Raw genomic sequence first — 2,074 nt, 5'->3', positions numbered from 1 at the left:
CGCCAGCCAGAGCGCACGGGCCGCCCTCGCCGGCTTCGCGGTCGCACGTGCATGGCGCTCCGCCCCGAGGCCGGTCGACGCCGACGATCTGCTTCCCGAGCGCGCGCTCGCCGGCGATCCGCTCGCCAAGCAGACGCTCATCGAGCGGATCTATCGACCGCTGCAGGCGCACTCCACAGACCTCGTCACGACTCTCTGGAGCTATCTCGACAACGGGCGCTCCCTCGAGGCGACCGCCCGCGAGCTGTTCGTGCACCCGAACACGGTGCGCTACCGCCTGAAGCGCGTGAGCGAGGTCATAGGGTGGGACGCCACGGGCCCGCGCGAGGCGTTGATCCTGCAGACCGCACTCATCCTCGGCTCGATCGGGGCCGCAGAGCAGGTGCGCCGTCGTCCACCGCTGCGGCGTCCGTCCCGCTGATCCGGCCCACGGTCACCCCCTGGCTGTACGCCACACACAAGGGTTCTTCCGAATCTTGTGATGGATCATCCACCACTTCCGGCGGATCGTTGGCAGACTGGGGATGTGATTGTCGTCGTATGCCCAGGACAGGGCTCGCAGACCCCCGGTTTCCTCTCCCCCTGGCTCGAGCTGGACGGCGTGGCCGAGACCCTCGCCGCCTACTCCGAGGCCGCCGGGGTCGACCTGCAGCAGCACGGGACGGAGTCGGATGCCGACACGATCCGTGACACGCGCGTGGCGCAGCCCCTCATCGTGGCCGCGTCCCTGATCGCGGCGACTGCTCTCGCCTCACGAGCGGAACGCCGCGCAGACGGCGTCGCCGGGCACTCCGTCGGAGAGATCGCCGCGCTGGTGCAGAGCGGCGTGATCGATGCCGAGACCGGCATGCGTCTGGTCGGCATCCGCGGCCGGGCGATGGCGGATGCCGCAGCCCACACCCCCACCGGCATGAGCGCGGTGCTCGGCGGCGACGAGGAGACCATCCTCACGCGCCTCACCGAACTCGGTCTCTCTCCCGCGAACTACAACGGCGGCGGCCAGCTGGTCGTGGCCGGCGAACTCGCAGGGCTCGACGCCCTCGCCTCCGAGCCGGTCAAGGGCACTCGCGTGATCCCACTGCAGGTCGCCGGGGCGTTCCACACCTCGTACATGGAGTCCGCTGTCGCAGCCCTCCGCGACGCCGTCTCGACGGTCGCACCGGCCGATCCCGAGATCACCCTGTGGTCGAACCGCGACGGGTCCGTCGTCACCGACGGCTCGCAGGCCCTGAGCCACCTCGTCGATCAGGTCTCGTCGCCCGTGCGCTGGGACCTCTGCATGGCCTCTTTCGCCGAGCACGGCATCACCGGTCTCATCGAGCTCGCCCCTGCGGGTGCGCTGACCGGGCTCGCGAAGCGCGGCCTGCGCGGCGTGCCGACGGTCGCCGTCAAGACCCCCGATGACCTCGATGCGGCCGTCGCGCTGCTGAACGGAGAAGCCGCATGAGCCCCACCCTGAACCAGGTCACCGGTCCCGCGTACACCCGGATCTACTCCTACGGCGCTGCCCGTGGCGAGAACGCGGTCCCGAACGACGATCTGATCGGCCCGATCGACTCGAGCGACGAGTGGATCCGACAGCGCACCGGCATCGTCACGCGGGTGCGGGCCGACAAGGGCACCGATGCGATCGATCTGGCGACCATCGCGGCTGCCGAGGCGATCGAGAAGTCGGGCATCGCGGCAGACCAGGTCGATCTGGTCATCGTCGCCACCATCAGCAACCCCAAGCAGTCCCCGTCGGTCTCCGCCATCGTCGCCGACCGTGTCGGCGCGAACCCGGCGGCCGCCTACGACATCAACGCCGCGTGCGCCGGGTACGCCTACGCCGTCACCCAGGCGGATGCCCTGATCCGCTCCGGCGCCGCACGCTACGCCCTCGTGATCGGCACCGAGAAGCTCTCGGACATCGTCGACCCCGCCGACCGCAGCATCTCGTTCCTGCTCGGCGACGGCGCGGGTGCCGCGCTCATCGGCCCGAGCGACACGCCGGGCATCGCCCCTGCGGTGTGGGGCTCGGACGGCTCGAAGGCCGATGCCGTCGGCATGAACGGCACTCTCACCGAATTCCGCG

The 2,074-nt window shown here is 70.4% G+C and carries 2 protein-coding genes and 1 pseudogene; all 3 read left to right on the top strand.

The window, feature by feature from the left end; all coding sequences use genetic code 11:
- A partial coding sequence (locus tag J7E68_RS17545) for a CdaR family transcriptional regulator (protein ID WP_215174761.1) occupies positions 1–421 on the top strand: 421 nt, incomplete at its 5' end.
- A gap of 105 nt (positions 422–526) precedes the next feature.
- Positions 527–1,447: an ACP S-malonyltransferase gene (locus J7E68_RS17540; protein WP_215174759.1), complete on the top strand. Its 921-nt coding sequence runs from the start codon at positions 527–529 to the stop codon at positions 1,445–1,447.
- Positions 1,444–2,074, top strand: a pseudogene (locus J7E68_RS17535) (3-oxoacyl-ACP synthase); the annotation flags it as partial. The gene J7E68_RS17540 and the pseudogene J7E68_RS17535, both read left to right, overlap by 4 nt.

This window comes from Microbacterium sp. ISL-103 (assembly GCF_018613995.1).
GTDB lineage: Bacteria > Actinomycetota > Actinomycetes > Actinomycetales > Microbacteriaceae > Microbacterium.
This window is presented reverse-complemented; position numbering and strand designations above follow the sequence as displayed.